The sequence below is a fragment of the Polaromonas sp. P1_F8 genome, assembly GCF_056405635.1.
This window is the reverse complement of sequence record NZ_JBFUBS010000001.1, coordinates 1,365,585-1,378,555: the sequence shown is the minus strand read 5'-3', so window position 1 is coordinate 1,378,555 and position 12,971 is coordinate 1,365,585. Positions and strand designations below refer to the sequence as shown.

General features: G+C 63.3%; 18 protein-coding genes. 13 read left to right on the top strand and 5 right to left on the bottom strand.

Translation table 11 applies throughout. The features are described from left to right. Positions 1 to 27: 27 nt before the first annotated feature. Positions 28 to 609: a TetR/AcrR family transcriptional regulator gene (locus AC1D1J_RS06560; RefSeq protein ID WP_477694192.1), complete on the bottom strand. Its 582-nt coding sequence runs from the start codon at positions 607 to 609 to the stop codon at positions 28 to 30. A gap of 102 nt (positions 610 to 711) precedes the next feature. Here AC1D1J_RS06560 and AC1D1J_RS06555 point away from each other — a divergent pair, with 102 nt between their 5' ends. The 4 genes from AC1D1J_RS06555 to AC1D1J_RS06540 all read left to right on the top strand — a co-directional run bounded on the left by AC1D1J_RS06555 (position 712) and on the right by AC1D1J_RS06540 (position 3,077). Then, positions 712 to 1,893, top strand: coding sequence for an FAD-dependent oxidoreductase (locus tag AC1D1J_RS06555; protein WP_477685097.1), 1,182 nt, complete (start codon positions 712 to 714; stop codon positions 1,891 to 1,893). Positions 1,894 to 1,985: 92 nt separating this feature from the next. Next, on the top strand, positions 1,986 to 2,255 hold the full coding sequence (locus tag AC1D1J_RS06550) for a hypothetical protein (RefSeq protein WP_477685098.1): 270 nt from the start codon (positions 1,986 to 1,988) through the stop codon (positions 2,253 to 2,255). Between the two features lie 85 nt (positions 2,256 to 2,340). Beyond that, positions 2,341 to 2,637 carry a hypothetical protein gene (locus AC1D1J_RS06545; RefSeq protein ID WP_477694191.1) on the top strand — a complete coding sequence of 99 codons (297 nt, stop codon included), beginning with the start codon at positions 2,341 to 2,343 and terminating at the stop codon, positions 2,635 to 2,637. 35 nt (positions 2,638 to 2,672) lie between these two features. Beyond that, positions 2,673 to 3,077 (top strand): hypothetical protein, encoded by a 405-nt coding sequence (locus AC1D1J_RS06540; RefSeq protein WP_477694190.1) that lies wholly within the window; start codon positions 2,673 to 2,675, stop codon positions 3,075 to 3,077. A 49-nt stretch (positions 3,078 to 3,126) separates the two neighbouring features. Here AC1D1J_RS06540 and AC1D1J_RS06535 read toward each other — a convergent pair whose 3' ends face one another. The 4 genes from AC1D1J_RS06535 to AC1D1J_RS06520 are packed head-to-tail and all read right to left on the bottom strand — an operon-like array spanning position 3,127 to position 5,910. Next, positions 3,127 to 4,041, bottom strand: coding sequence for a metal ABC transporter substrate-binding protein (locus tag AC1D1J_RS06535; RefSeq protein ID WP_477694189.1), 915 nt, complete (start codon positions 4,039 to 4,041; stop codon positions 3,127 to 3,129). 29 nt (positions 4,042 to 4,070) lie between these two features. Next, complete coding sequence (locus AC1D1J_RS06530) at positions 4,071 to 4,976, bottom strand: metal ABC transporter permease (protein ID WP_477694478.1); 906 nt, start codon at positions 4,974 to 4,976, stop codon at positions 4,071 to 4,073. Next, positions 4,976 to 5,761 (bottom strand): metal ABC transporter ATP-binding protein, encoded by a 786-nt coding sequence (locus AC1D1J_RS06525; RefSeq protein WP_477694188.1) that lies wholly within the window; start codon positions 5,759 to 5,761, stop codon positions 4,976 to 4,978. Before AC1D1J_RS06525 ends, AC1D1J_RS06530 begins: the two co-directional genes overlap by 1 nt. Next, complete coding sequence (locus AC1D1J_RS06520; protein ID WP_477694187.1) at positions 5,755 to 5,910, bottom strand: hypothetical protein; 156 nt, start codon at positions 5,908 to 5,910, stop codon at positions 5,755 to 5,757. The genes AC1D1J_RS06525 and AC1D1J_RS06520 overlap by 7 nt, the downstream gene beginning before the upstream one ends. A gap of 176 nt (positions 5,911 to 6,086) precedes the next feature. Here AC1D1J_RS06520 and AC1D1J_RS06515 point away from each other — a divergent pair, with 176 nt between their 5' ends. From AC1D1J_RS06515 to AC1D1J_RS06475, 9 genes are all read left to right on the top strand, one after another. Next, positions 6,087 to 6,647: a Fur family transcriptional regulator gene (locus AC1D1J_RS06515; protein ID WP_477694186.1), complete on the top strand. Its 561-nt coding sequence runs from the start codon at positions 6,087 to 6,089 to the stop codon at positions 6,645 to 6,647. Beyond that, positions 6,644 to 7,300, top strand: a complete 657-nt coding sequence (locus AC1D1J_RS06510; protein WP_477694185.1) for an ATP-binding cassette domain-containing protein — start codon at positions 6,644 to 6,646, stop codon at positions 7,298 to 7,300. Before AC1D1J_RS06515 ends, AC1D1J_RS06510 begins: the two co-directional genes overlap by 4 nt. Beyond that, on the top strand, positions 7,297 to 8,514 hold the full coding sequence (locus AC1D1J_RS06505) for an ABC transporter permease (protein WP_477694184.1): 1,218 nt from the start codon (positions 7,297 to 7,299) through the stop codon (positions 8,512 to 8,514). The genes AC1D1J_RS06510 and AC1D1J_RS06505 overlap by 4 nt, the downstream gene beginning before the upstream one ends. 6 nt (positions 8,515 to 8,520) lie before the next feature. Continuing rightward, on the top strand, positions 8,521 to 8,805 hold the full coding sequence (locus AC1D1J_RS06500) for a hypothetical protein (protein ID WP_477668039.1): 285 nt from the start codon (positions 8,521 to 8,523) through the stop codon (positions 8,803 to 8,805). A gap of 69 nt (positions 8,806 to 8,874) precedes the next feature. Next, positions 8,875 to 9,456 carry a DUF3299 domain-containing protein gene (locus AC1D1J_RS06495; protein ID WP_477685106.1) on the top strand — a complete coding sequence of 194 codons (582 nt, stop codon included), beginning with the start codon at positions 8,875 to 8,877 and terminating at the stop codon, positions 9,454 to 9,456. A gap of 108 nt (positions 9,457 to 9,564) precedes the next feature. Continuing rightward, positions 9,565 to 10,527 carry an AEC family transporter gene (locus tag AC1D1J_RS06490; RefSeq protein WP_477685107.1) on the top strand — a complete coding sequence of 321 codons (963 nt, stop codon included), beginning with the start codon at positions 9,565 to 9,567 and terminating at the stop codon, positions 10,525 to 10,527. A gap of 21 nt (positions 10,528 to 10,548) precedes the next feature. Next, the gene (locus AC1D1J_RS06485; protein WP_457279960.1) at positions 10,549 to 10,911 is read left to right on the top strand and encodes a DMT family protein; all 363 of its coding nucleotides are present in this window, start codon (positions 10,549 to 10,551) and stop codon (positions 10,909 to 10,911) included. Positions 10,912 to 11,081: 170 nt separating this feature from the next. Continuing rightward, positions 11,082 to 11,729, top strand: a complete 648-nt coding sequence (locus AC1D1J_RS06480; RefSeq protein ID WP_477659753.1) for a DUF47 domain-containing protein — start codon at positions 11,082 to 11,084, stop codon at positions 11,727 to 11,729. Between the two features lie 17 nt (positions 11,730 to 11,746). After that, entirely contained in the window at positions 11,747 to 12,784 is a 1,038-nt protein-coding gene (locus AC1D1J_RS06475) for an inorganic phosphate transporter (RefSeq protein WP_477646378.1), read from the top strand. Positions 12,785 to 12,971: the final 187 nt, after the last annotated feature.

The following is a 12,971-nucleotide window of genomic DNA, read 5'->3' as shown; positions in this document are numbered from 1 at the left end:
GCCCGGTGGCGGAGCGTCCCTAGCCTCTCAGTTGTCGTACAGGTAGGCCTGAACGGTAGCGCCCACGCGGCGCACGATGTCCGGGCGCTTGAGCCCGACCACCGGCGGCAACCTCAGCACATAGCGGCATAAAGCCAGGCCCAGGATCTGAGTGGCGATCAGCCCTGCGCGCGCGGCGGCTGCCGGGCGCGGCTCGCCGCTCAGCTGGGCAATCAACGGGGCCATCTGTGTAGCGAAGATCTCCTGCAGGCGCGCTGCTGCCGCCTCGTTGGTGACGGCAGTGCGAAGCAGGGCCATCAGCGTTTCGTCATTCTCCCAACGATTGAGGAAATGCTCCACCAGCGCGGCGCCCACGTCTTCGCGCGGCACATCGCTCAAGTCGGGCAGGCGCAAATCGAACTCGGCGGCTGCCGCGAATAGCTTCTCCTTGTTGCCGAAATAGCGCATGACCATGGCGGGGTCGATTTCGGCCGCCGTTGCGATGGCGCGGATGGTGGCCGCCTGATAACCCACGGCGGCGAATTGCTCGCGGGCGGCCGCCAGGATGGCGGATTTGGTGGCGTCGGAGCGGCGGGGTGGGGGAGGTGGACTGGGGGGCGTTTCGGTCATGTCAACAAGTATAGGCCAACACGTGTTGACTTTTTGAAAAATGCCAATTATGATTGCCAACAGTTGTTGACCAACACTTGTTGACTTTTTTTGGAGCAAACCATGACCTTTCCCTCAAGCAATCCCATTTCCCCCGCCTCATCCGCGGGTTTTGACGCCGACGTCCTGATCGTCGGCGCCGGGCCCACGGGCCTCACGCTGGCGGCATCGCTGCTGGCGCGCGGCGTGAGTACCTGCGTCATCGACCGGCAGGCCGAAGGCGCCAACACCTCGCGCGCGGCGGTCGTACACGCCCGCACGCTGGAGGTGCTGGAGCCCCTGGGTGTCACGCGGCGCCTGGTTGCGCTGGGCATACAGGCACGGCGATTCACCATCCGCGACCGCGACCGGGTGCTGATGCCTATCGGTTTCAGCGAGTTGCCGACGCAGTACCCGTACACGCTGATGGTCTCGCAGGCAGTCACCGAGAGCGTGTTGCTGCAACGCCTGGTGGAGCTGGGCGGGCAGGTGCTGCGTCCACGCACATTGGCTGCGCTGGTGCAAGACGCGTCGGGCGCTACGGCCACGCTGGACGACGGCAGTCGCCTCCGTGCGCGCTATGTTGTGGGCGCCGACGGCATGCACAGCGCCGTGCGCGAGAGCGCGGGCATCACCTTCAACGGTGGCAGCTATGGTGAATCGTTTGTGCTGGCAGACGTACGTTTGAGCGGCGGCGTCCCGTCGGACGAAGTGATCCTCTACTTCTCGCCTGCCGGCATGGTGGTGTTGGCTCCCCTGTCTGATGGTGTGCATCGCGTGGTCGCAACGGTCGACGACGCGCCGGAGCAACCTGATGCCGCGTATGTGCAGGCGCTCCTGGATGCACGCGGCCCGCAGCGCGAACGCGCCGAAGTGCATGAGGTGGTGTGGGGCTCCCGCTTCCGCGTGCACCACCGCGTGGCTGAAAATTACCGCGCCGGCTGCATCCTGCTGGCGGGTGACGCTGCCCATGTGCACAGCCCGGCCGGCGGCCAGGGCATGAATGCCGGCATTCTCGACGCGATCAGCCTGGCGGATGCGCTGGAGAAGGCATTGGCCGGCAGCACCACCGCACTTGATGCCTACGGTGCAGAGCGGCAACCCGTGGCCCGCCAGATCGTCGCCCTGGCTGACCGCCTGACGCGGCTGGCCACGGTCCGGCCCGGGTTGCGTGCGTTGCGCAACCTGGCGATGTCGGTGGTGTCGCGCCTGCCGCAGGTACGCAAGCGCCTGGCGTGGCAGCTGTCGGGTTTGATCTACCGCTGATGAAGCGCCCGCTGCGTGCCGCCCCGCCTGCGGTTGCCTATGATGTCAGGGGCCGCACACTCTGAACATCTGATGTTGAATCTGGAGGCACCATGGACGCAGACCTTGAGGGCTTGTCACGTGAGCAACTGATTGAGGAGGTCAAAAAGCTCCGCCAGGGCATTCGCGAGCACCGCGACAGCACAGGCCACGAACTGTGCTGGCACCACCCGGCGCTGTGGGCGCTGCTGCCGGAGAAGACCGACCCGGTGCCCGTTGTACCCGACTGGCCGCAGTTTTTTCGCGGCTGTATCCGTTACCGCCAGTCGCTGGATGAACAGTTGCCGGATGCGCCGCGAAGTAATGAACCCTATCGTGACTGAACACATTTGACTGTCGATATCCGTGTATTCGTGGTGCGCTGCAAACGGCCAGATTTTCGAGAGTAAAAAATGAGTGAGATTGGCAATGAACTTCACCGTTAACCGTTGGGTGTCATGGGTGCTGATCCCGCTGTTGGTGGCCCTGCCTCTGGCTTTTTTTATGTGCTACGGAGCGCTTGATCACAACCCGCAGGAAGAGTTCTGTTCTTATGTGGCCCGCGACGTATCTGCAAATTATTCAGTCCAGGGCGAAAACTGCAACATCAAATGGGGTGCAATAGGTCTGTTGTTTGCGGTCTGGATTTTTGCGCAACTGGCGGTCTTGACGGTGGTGCGCCTGATGCTGTCCGCATTTCGCGATGACAAACGCGGTCTTTCCTGATTTCGGATAAACGACGGATAAACAAGGACGAATCAATGATGCCTGTTCTGCCTGAACTTCGTTACCCGCTGCGCCTGCTCTTTGCCCTGCTTTTCTGCGTGTGCGGCGCAAGCCATGCTGCGCCAGCCTGCGATGCGGTGGCATTGCACGCTGACGGATACGCCCGCTCCGTGAAATCAGTTCAGCATTTGCCTGAACTGGTCGCATGGGTCCGTTCGCACAAGTTTCCTGTTGTGTACGGCCAATCCACGGACAAACAAGCGTTGATGCGCGGCCATTGCTACTGGTCGGTATCCGTTTATGCCAATCGGCCGGATCGCCTGGAGCTTTGGCATGTTTTCTATGTAGAGGTCACTGGCAAGCAGTTGCTTGTTCAGGATCCGGTTTCAGGGACGGCCATCCCGCTGCAGAAATGGCGCGCCAAAGGAAAGGGCGCGTGACTGACGGCAAGCAGGCATTCATCGAATGGGCAGCCGCGTTATTCCGTGTTCAGTTCTGCCTGATCCCCGCCACCAGCTGCGTCACGTTGTGCCGCATCAGCGTGAGGTAACTGTTGGCCGGGCCGCCGGCTTTTGACAAGGCATCGACATACAACGCGGGGCCGGGCGTCACGCCAGCGTCCTTGCTCAGCTGGGCGAGCAGCTTGGGGTTGCTCATGTTTTCAAAAAACACGGCCTTGATCTTTTCGCGCTGGATCTGCCGTATCAACTGGGCGACTTCTTTTGCGCTGGGTTCGGCTTCGGTGGAGATTCCTTGCGGTGCCAGGAAGCTGACCTGGTAGTGAGCGCCGAAATAACCGAAGGCGTCGTGTGAGGTGATGACCTTGCGTTTGGCGGGCGGCACGGCGCTGAGCTGCTCTTTGGCCCAGGTGTCCAGCGCCTGCAATTCCTTCACGTAGGCTTCGCTGTTGTCTTTGTAAGTGGCGGCGCCGGCGGGGTCGAGCCGGGCGAGGGCTGCGGCGATGTTGCGCACGTAGATCACGACGTTGGCTGGATCCTGCCAGGCGTGCGGATCGGTTTCTTTCCCGCCTTTTTCACCGGGCATGGTGCGCGCCTTCACGCCTTGCGAAGCGACCGCCGCCTGGCCCTTGTAGCCGGCGGATTTGACGAGTTTTTGTGCCCACGGTTCAAAGCCCAGGCCGTTGCTGACCAGAAGCTTGCTTTGCAACAGGTTTTTGGCATCAGCGGGTTTGGGTTCGAACACGTGTGCGTCTTCATCGGGGCCGACCAGCGTGGTGACAGCGACGCGGTCACCGCCGACTACACGGACGAGGTCGCCGAGGATGCTGAAGCTGGCGACTACAGGGATTTTGTCGGCGGCCATGCTGACGGTGGCGGCGGTCAGCAGTGCGGCCCCGACCAGGGGTGTCAGCAGTTTGCGCGCCAGGTGTTGGATGGATGTCATGGAAGCTCCGGGGTGGTAAAAAAATGGGCTCAGGCAACACGGTGCACGCGCGTGAATGTGCGCGGCAGCCAGCCGCCGGGCGCCAGCAGCAGTGAGGCTAAGTACAGCGCGCCGGCGCAGCCGATGATGGTCGGGCCCGAAGGTGTATCGAAGTGGTAAGACAGCAGCAGCCCGGCGTAGCCTGCCGCCATGGCCTGTGCGCCAGCATTGGCGAGCTGTGCGGGCAGGGTGTCATGCCAGAGGCGCGCCGACACCGCGGGCAGCATCATCAGGCCGACGGCCATCAGTGTGCCCAGGGTCTGGAAACCGGCCACGAGGTTGATGACGACCAGCATCAAAAAGCCCTGCTGCCACGCCCATTTGAAAGAGGCGCTGCGGCCCGTTGCAGCCAGGAACACCGGGTCAAAACTCTCCAGCACCAGGCCACGGTAGGCTGCCGCCAGCGCGACCAGGCTGATGCTGGCCACGCCGGCCACCAGCAGCAGGCCCGGCGTGTCGACGCCCAGCGCGCTGCCGAACAGGATGTGCAGCAGGTCAAGCTGCGTGCCGTGGCCGGAAATGAGCGTCACGCCCAGCGCCAGCGCCACCAGGTAAACGGCAGCCAGGCTGGCGTCTTCTTTCAGCGTGGTGGCGCGGCTGATGAAGCCGGCCAGCGCGGCCACCAGCATGCCGGCCAGCACGCCGCCCGCGGCCATGGCCGTGAGCGACAGGCCGCACAGCATGAACCCGATGGCGACGCCCGGCAATATGGCGTGGCTGAGCGCATCACCCAGCAGGCTCATGCGCCGCAAGGTCAGGAAAACGCCCAGCGGCGCGGCGCTGAGCGACAGCGCCATCGTGGCCACCAGCGCGCGGCGCATGAAGGCATATTCGGCGAACGGCGCAAAAAGAACGGCCCAGGCGCCGTGAAGGATGGAATGCTGCGCGGCTTCCATCACGCAGCGGCCTTGTGCAGCGCGGGCGCGTGCAATGCCGTTGGGGTGGCCAGTGCCTTGTCGTCGATGCGGCAGGCTTCGGCGCTTTCGTCCCATGCCTCGGCCATCGCACGGGCGCGCGCCAGGTTGCTTTCGCTCATGACCTGTGCCGTGGGGCCCCAGGCAATGGCCTCGCGTGCCAGCAGCAGCGTTTGCGGAAAATGTTCGCGCACCTGGGCATCGTCGTGCAGCACGGCAATCACGGTGCGCCCCTGGGCATGCCACTGACGAATCAACGCCAGCAAGGCGGCGGTGGTCTTGCTGTCTATTGCGTTAAAGGGCTCGTCCAGCAGGATCAGGCGGGCGTCCTGCACCAGCAGGCGGGCAAACAGCACGCGCTGGAACTGCCCGCTGGAGAGTGTGCCGATGGGCCGCGCTTCAAAACCTTCCAGGCCAACGGTGCGCAAGGCCGTGCCGACGGCGGCCCACTGCGCCTCACTGACACATCCCCATGCGCCCTGTGAAGGCCAGCAGCCGAGCAGCACGGCGTCGCACACGTCCATCGGAAAGCTCCGGTCCAGCTCAGCCTGTTGCGGCAGATAGGCGATGCGCGCGCGCGGCGTTACCGTGGTGACCTGTCCGCCCGAACGGGGCAGCAAACCCATGATGCTTTTGCACAGCGTGCTTTTGCCGGCGCCGTTGGGGCCGACCACTGCGGTCAGCGAACCCGCCGCGAAGTGACCGCTGACGTGGTGCAGTGCCGGATGCTGCCGGTAGCTGACGGTGAGGTTGTCCAGCGTCACCATGGGGCGATCTCGGCCGAAGCCCAGGCGACCGCCAGCCACAGCAGCGCCACGGCCGGCAATACCGCGAGCACCCGGCGCCAGGCCGGACAGGCGAGGATGCTGCGGCGGCGCAGAGGCGGTGGAGGGAAAGGAGGGGGTGAAGCTGGCAAGGGAAGTTGTCTTTACAAACAAGCGGGCTGGGGGAGTCAACAAAAGCCACTCGGTTGCGGTAATAATGCAACTGAATTGCTTTATAGTTTAATGCAACATTGTTGCGTTATGCGCGCGCATGGTGAAAATACACCGCGCGCACTCTTGCCAAACTCTTTTCGAATGGCTTCATCCCATGGCATCCGTCCAACCTGTCAGGCGTTCCAGAACCGGCCCCGGCATCACCGCCGACGCAGACCCGATCGATGTGCTGCTGTCAGCCCACGGCCTGCGCCGCACCAGCGCTGCGCGGCTGGTGCTGGGCTGGCTGCTGGCCCACCCGGACACCAGCTACACGCACGCGCAGCTGCAGGCGGCATTGGGCGGTGACGATGATGCCGGCGAAGGCGTGACACTGGACCGCGTCACGCTGTACCGGCTGATTGACCGGCTCACGCAGGTGGGCTTGCTGCTGTGCCGCGTGGACGCCAACCGTGTACGGCGCTACCAGGCCATGCCGAGCAGCGTGCATGCGATTCCCCATTTTGAATGCCAGAGCTGCCACCGCGACAGCCCCTTGTCGGGTGCGTTGTCGGGCAAGCGTTCGGGTGCGCTCAAGGCCAGCACCAAAGACCTGGAGCGCGCCGCGCAGACCGCGCTGGAAGCATTGAAGGCGCTGGGCTACCAGGGCATGAGCATGGACTTTGCCGTGCGGGGCGTGTGCGCCGACTGCGCCACCGGCACGGCCTCTTCATGATCAGCACCCGGCAACTGGCTTACCGTTATGTCAACGGCCCCGGCCTCCAGTTCGGGGATGTGGACGTTGCTCAAGGCGGTGTGCTGCTGCTGCGCGGTGCGTCGGGATCGGGCAAATCCACCTGGCTGGCGCTGGCGGCGGGTTTGCTGGCGCCCAGTGAGGGCGACATCACGGTGGCCGGCCAGTCCATCAAGGCGCTGGGCGGGCGTGCCGGTGACGCGTGGCGGGCCCAGACCATTGGTTTTTTGCCGCAGAAACTTCACCTGAGCCCGGCGCTGACGGTGCAGGGCAACCTGGCCATGGCGCAGTGGGCCGCCGGCCAGCCGGATGATGAAGGCCGCATCGCTGAGGCGTTGGACGCGCTGGACGTGCGCGCGTTGGCTGATCGCAAGCCGTCTCAACTATCAGGCGGGCAGGCGCAGCGTGTGGCACTGGCACGTGCGGTGCTGCTGAAGCCGCGCGTGATCCTGGCCGATGAACCCACGGCCAGCCTGGACGACGACGCGGCCGCGGCGTCGCTGGCCTTGCTGCAAAGCGCGGCGCAACAGCAGGGCGCCACGCTGGTGATTGCCACGCACGATGCGCGTGTCCAGGCCTTTTTTAAAGATAAAAAAGGCCTGCAGTCCTTATTGGTCGGGCGCAAGCAGCTATGAAAACGATAGCATTCAAAACCGTTGTGTTTTCATGGCGCTACCTGTGGTCGCGGCCGCTGGCGGCAGCGCTCAACCTGCTGCTGCTCACCCTGGGGCTGGCTTCCATCACTTTTCTGCTGCTGGTCAGCCACCAGATCAGCCAGGCGTTTGACCGTGACGTGGCCGGCATTGATGTGGTGGTGGGCGCCAAGGGCAGCCCGATGCAGCTGATTTTGTCGGGCGTGTTTCACCTCGACGTGCCGACGGGCAATGTGCCGCTGGCGGCGGTGAAGGAGCTGGAAAAGCATCCGCAGGTCGCCAAGGTCATCCCCATCAGCCTGGGCGACAGCTTTCGCGGCTTTCGCATTGTGGGCACCACGCCCGACTACATCCACCATTACGACGCGCAGCTGGCGCAGGGCGCGCTCTGGTCCAAACCCATGCAGGCAGTCATTGGCGCGCAGGTGGCGCAGCAAACCGGCCTGAAAGTGGGCGACAGCTTTACCGGCACGCACGGCCTGGGGGGCGGCGGTGAAGAGCACAAGCTGAGCCCTTATGTGGTGTCGGGCGTCCTGGCCGGCAGCCACACGGTGCTGGACCGCCTGGTGCTGACGGCCACCGAGTCCGTCTGGCAGGTGCATGAAACCGACACCGCGCTGGACGACGACGACCGCAAGGTACTGGAAGAAGAACGCGAAATCACGCTGGCGCTGATCCAGTACAAGACGCCGCTGGCGGCCGTGACCTTTCCGCGCTACATCAACAGCAGTACCGAGATGCAGGCCGCTGCGCCGGCGCTGGAGATCACGCGCCTGCTGAGCATGGTGGGGGTGGGCACCGACGTGCTGCGGGCGCTGGCCGGCGTGCTGCTGCTGACGGCGGGTCTGAGTGTTTTTATTGCGCTGTGGGGCGCCGTGCGTGAGCGCCGGGCCGACCTGGCGCTGCTGCGCATGCTGGGCGCACCGCCGGCCCGCGTGGCCGGCCTGCTGCTGTGCGAAGCGCTGTGGCTGGCGCTGCTGGCCACCGTGCTGGGCGTGCTGGCGGGGCAGGGCCTGACGGCGCTGCTGGCCTGGGCGCTGCAACTTGAAAAATCTGTCCTGATCGGTGCGCTGTCATGGCCGGTCGAGCTGGTCAGTGTGCCGGTACTGGCCTTGGGTGTGGCGCTTGCGTCTGCGTTGCTGCCTGCCTGGGAAGCCTACCGGGTCAGTGTGTTTGAACTTCTCCAATCAAGGTAACTTCTTATGACAAACCTCTCTTCGATCAAAAAATTCCTCACCCTGTCTCCTGTTGCAGCTGCGTTTGCAGCGGTGGCCCTGAGCGCCACGTTCTCGCTGGCCCATGCGCAGCACAACGACAAGGAAACCAAGGAAGACATCCAGCGCCACCGCGCCATGGCCGCCGCCCATGAAAACGCCGCCAAATGCCTGGAATCGGGCAAGAAAGACGAAGTTTGTGAAAAAGAGCTGCAGGCCGCTTGCAAAGGCCTGGCCGTCGGCAAATACTGCGGGATGAAGCACGTTCATTAACGTCCACTGACGTCACCGGGACGCCCCTGAAGTGGCCTCACCTTTTGTCTGGATTTTCTGGAGTACTGCATGACCGCCTCTTTTCGCCCTCGCACACCAAGCCTTTACGGACTGAGGTGGGCATTGGCCTGCAGCACGCTGCTGGCCGCTGCTGGCCTTTCGGCGCAAACGCTGTCTTCACCGCTGGCGAATGGCGGCAAGCCTGCCGCGGCAGGGCCGGCGTTTGACATACCGGTCGGGCAGGGTGCGGGCGTGCATGGCGCCAACAGCCCGTTTCCGCCGCTGGCAGCCCGCACGGACGTGGTGCCCTGGTCGGTGCTGACCGCCGTGAAAACCAAAACCGAGAAAAACCGCATCCTGCCGGTCTTCACCCTCGACCAGATGGCGCTGAACCAGAAAACCCAGCGCATCCAGGGCTTCATGATGCCGCTGGACCCGGGCGAAAAGCAAAAGCATTTTTTGCTGTCGTCAGTGCCGCTGACCTGCGCCTTCTGCCTGCCCGGCGGGCCTGAGAGCATGGTCGAAGTCAAAACCAAAACGCCGGTGAAATACAGCATGGAGCCGGTGGTGGTGGAGGGGCGCTTCCTGGTCCTGAACGACGACTCTTACGGCCTTTACTACCGCATCACGGATGCCACTAGCGTCAGGTAAGAGCCGCGCACAAAACTGCCGTGGCTGAAGCTTTTCAAGCGGAGCCGTCCCGCAAAATACGGAGACGGCACCGCGACGGCCTGGCAACCCGCACGCTAAGATTGCGCAATGAACCAGCTTGTCTTCGTGTCCCTGCTTCCCGTCGTGTTGTTGATTGCTACAGGTTTCATAGCTGGTCGCGCACAGTGGATAAGGCCCGGAGCGATAAAAGACCTTTCAAACCTGATCTTCCTGCTGCTTACGCCGGCTTTGTTGTTTCGCACCATGAGCCGGGTGCATGTGGAGGAACTGGACTTCAAGCCGGTGCTGGCTTACTTTCTGGCGGTCGTGGTGCTATTTGGCGGCACCTTGCTGCTGCAGGGCTTTAACCGCCGCGCAGCGGTGCTGGCGCTGGCCAATACCTTTTCGAACACCGTGATGATCGGCATTGCGCTGATCGGGCTGATGTATGGACCGCAAGGTCTGATTACGCTGTTCACGTTGGTCTCGGTGCATTCGCTGGTGCTGCTGACCAGCGCCACGGTGGTGCTGGAGCTGGCGGTGGCGCATGAACAGAAGCTAGGCACGTCTGATGAAGTCACCACTGCGCCGCGCCACCCGGTGGCCACGGTGTTGATGGCCGTGAAAAACGCGTTGCTGCACCCGGTGCCGCTGCCCATCATGGCCGGCTTGCTGTTTGCGCAGACGGGTCTTACGATTCCCGTGGTGGTCGACAAGCCGCTGGAACTGCTGGCCAATGCTTTCGGTCCGCTGGCGCTGGTGCTGGTGGGCGTGACGCTGGCCAACACGCGCGTGGGTGAGCACTGGCGGCCGGCGCTGGCACTGGCCGGCGTGAAAAACCTGCTGCACCCCTTGCTGGTGTTCGGCCTGTGCCGCCTGCTGGGTGTGGGCGGCGTGCCGATGGCCGTCATGGTGGTGGCTTCGGCCCTCCCCATTGGCGCCAATGTGTTTTTGTTTTCCCAGCGCTACAAGGTGGCGGAAGACCTGATTACCGCCAGTGTCGTGGTGTCTACCGCGCTGGCCCTGGTGACGCTGACCATTGTGCTGCTGCTGGTCGGGCGGTTTGTCTAAATCTCATTCACGGAGCCATTGATGCAGTTCCTACAGTCCCTTCCGGTATCGGCGCAAACCATCGGCCTGCTCCTGCTGTCCAACGTGTTCATGACCTTTGCCTGGTACGGACACCTGAAAAACCTGGCCACCTCACCCTGGTACATCGCAGCGCTGATCAGCTGGGGTATCGCACTGTTTGAATACCTGCTGCAGGTGCCAGGCAACCGCATCGGCTTTACCCAGTTCAGCGTGGGCCAGCTCAAGATCATGCAGGAGGTGATCACGCTGAGTGTGTTCGTGCCTTTTGCAGTGTTCTACCTGAACGAGCCGTTGAAGCTTGACTATCTGTGGGCCGCGCTGTGCATGGTGGGCGCTGTCTACTTCATCTTCCGAAGTGCCTAAAAAGGCCCCCTAAACCCAGCATGAGCCGCGGAACCGGCTTTGCCGGGCCGCAGGCGGGCGGCCCCCTCGGGTGGCAGCGACCCACACGAAGTGGGGGAGCGTGGGGGCACGTTACACTCCCGGCAGTCACAAAAACGTCATACTTTTGACATATTTCCTGAGGAACTGACATGCTGTTTGGCAAATTGCTGCCGCGCGAAGGCAATTTTTTCGAGATGTTCAACCAGCATGCCGAACGCATCGTCGAAGCCGCCCATGCGTTTTCGAACCTGGTCGCGAACTACGCTGACGTGCAAAAGCGCGAAGCTTTCAACCGCGAAGTTGACCACGCCGAGCGCGCCGCCGACCGCATCACGCATGAAGTCAACCGGGCGCTACACAAGACTTTCATCACCCCGATCGACCGCGAGCAGATCCACAAGCTGATCAACACCATGGACGACGTGGCCGACCTGATCCAGGATTCGGCCGAAACCATGGCGCTGTACGACGTGCGCCACATGACGGAAGACATCGTGCGGCTGACCGACCTGAGCGTCAAATGCTGCGAACGCCTGCAGGACGCCGTGGCGCTGATCGAAAAAGTCAGCGATGCCGCGACGGCCGAAGCCGCCCTGAAAACCTGCGAGGAAATCGACAAGCTCGAGTCCGACGCCGACCGCGTCATGCGCTCCGCCATGAGCCGGCTGTTCCGCGAAGAGCCCGATGTACGGGAAGTGATCAAGCTCAAGGCGGTGTACGAACTGCTGGAAACCATCACCGACAAGTGCGAGGACGTGGCCAACCTGATCGAGGGCATCGTCCTCGAGAACTCCTGATCACGGGCGGCTGAACCATGCAAACCGTACAGGCTGCCCTGTGGGTGGTGTTCCTGCTGGTCTTCCTGGCCATTGCGTTCGACTTCATGAACGGCTTTCATGATGCGGCCAACTCGATCGCCACGGTGGTGTCGACGGGCGTGCTCAAGCCGGGGCAAGCGGTGCTGTTCGCCGCTTTCTTCAACTTCCTGGCGTATTTCATCTTCCACCTGAGCGTGGCGGCGACCATCGGCAAGGGCATCGTGATGCCGGGCGTGGTGGACACGCATGTGGTGTTTGGCGCACTCATGGGTGCCATTACCTGGAACATCGTGACCTGGTTTTACGGCATTCCCAGCAGCTCTTCGCATGCGCTGATAGGCGGCATCGTGGGGGCCGTCATCGCCAAGGCCGGTGCCAGCGCGCTGATCGCCTCGGGCGTGTTCAAGGTGGTGGCATTTATCTTTGTCTCGCCGCTGCTCGGATTCTTGCTGGGCTCGCTGATGATGGTGGCGGTGGCCTGGGTGTGTCGCAGGACGACCCCGTCGAAGGCCGACCGGTGGTTTCGCCGGCTTCAGCTGGTGTCCGCCGGCGCCTACAGCCTGGGGCACGGCGGCAACGACGCGCAAAAGACGGCCGGCATCATCTGGCTGTTGCTGATTGCCGCGACCACCAGCAATGTGCAGGGCTTGCCCGTGTGGATGATGGCGACCACGGAACACCTGCCGATCTGGGTGGTCATCGTTTGCTACATCGCGATCGGCTTCGGCACCATGTTCGGCGGCTGGCGCATCGTGAAAACCATGGGCCAGAAGATCACCAAGCTCAAGCCCGTGGGCGGCTTCTGCGCCGAGACCGGCGGGGCGCTGACGCTGTTCCTGGCGACCGGGCTGGGTATTCCTGTCTCCACCACGCACACCATCACCGGCGCCATCGTGGGTGTGGGCTCCACGCAGCGCGCTTCAGCCGTGCGCTGGGGCGTGGCCGGCAACATCGTCTGGGCCTGGATTTTCACGATCCCGGCTTCAGCATTCGTGGCAGCAATCGCGTACTGGGTCAGTCTTCAAGTCTTTTGACCCACCCCCGTCCAGACGCACTTCAGAAATAGGCCGACCCCCGTCCAAGCTCACTGCGTGTAGCTTGTTCCCCCCTCAAGGGGGCGGCGCCTGCGGCCCGGCAAAGCCGGTTCCGCGGCTGCCCGCTGGTGAAATACCACCCCACTGGTTATCCCCTGAGTCTTCAAGTCAGCATGAGCCGTGGGCC